The sequence below is a fragment of the Nocardioides cremeus genome, assembly GCF_030518195.1.
Taxonomy (GTDB): Bacteria; Actinomycetota; Actinomycetes; order Propionibacteriales; family Nocardioidaceae; genus Nocardioides; species Nocardioides cremeus.
Map to the genome: position 1 here is coordinate 1 of NZ_JAULSC010000190.1, position 287 is coordinate 287.

Consider the following 287-nt stretch of genomic DNA (forward strand, 5'->3'; position numbering starts at 1 on the left):
TGACGACGGGGACGTTGACGTCGGTATATTTCTCCTGCCCCTGCGGATAGGCGTACCAGATGATGCCCATGAACGCGAGCACCGCGACAATGGTCAGCACGCCCTTGGGCATCACGCGGTCCGGCTCGGGCGGCGGGCGCATGCGGCCCATGTAGAACGAGCCGAGGTTTTCGTCGTCTTTTCTGTTCTGTTCGTTTGTCATCCGTGCATCTCCTCCACCGGCGTCACGCCCATCACCGCCAGCCCCGACGCGATCACCGTCGCGACGGACCTGACGAGGGCCAGCC

General features: G+C 64.1%; 2 protein-coding genes. Both read right to left on the bottom strand.

Annotated features, from left to right (window positions below; genetic code table 11):
• Positions 1 to 202, bottom strand: a 202-nt coding sequence (locus QWJ41_RS21005) for a hypothetical protein (protein ID WP_302710426.1), incomplete at its 3' end; no start/stop codon positions are given.
• On the bottom strand, positions 199 to 285 hold the full coding sequence (locus QWJ41_RS22135; protein WP_369292741.1) for a hypothetical protein: 87 nt from the start codon (positions 283 to 285) through the stop codon (positions 199 to 201). The genes QWJ41_RS21005 and QWJ41_RS22135, both read right to left, overlap by 4 nt.
• Positions 286 to 287: the final 2 nt, after the last annotated feature.